Consider the following 266-nt stretch of genomic DNA (forward strand, 5'->3'; position numbering starts at 1 on the left):
AAGCGCTGCCCGTCGCCCCGCTGATCCGCGACTTCACCGAGCGGGTGGCGAGCGAACACGAACAGGAATCCCCCGAATCGGCGGCGCCGCCTGTCCGTCCGCAAGCGGCGCGGGAGATTACGTTCTCGCTGGAAGGCGACGAAGAGATTTTCGGCACGCTGGAAAACGCGGAGGTGCAGCCGGCTGTCCCCTATGTGTTTCCCAACTTGCAGATGCTGGCCCGGCCCAAAGGCTATACGCCGGGCAAGGACGTGGACCACACGTCC

At 65.4% G+C, this 266-nt stretch carries 1 pseudogene; it reads left to right on the forward strand.

Annotated features, from left to right (window positions below):
- Positions 1-266, forward strand: a pseudogene (locus LD028_RS09085) (FtsK/SpoIIIE family DNA translocase); the annotation flags it as partial.

The sequence above is a fragment of the Anoxybacillus sp. LAT27 genome (genome assembly GCF_022030075.1).
GTDB classification, from domain to species: domain Bacteria; phylum Bacillota; class Bacilli; order Bacillales; family Anoxybacillaceae; genus Anoxybacillus; species Anoxybacillus kestanbolensis.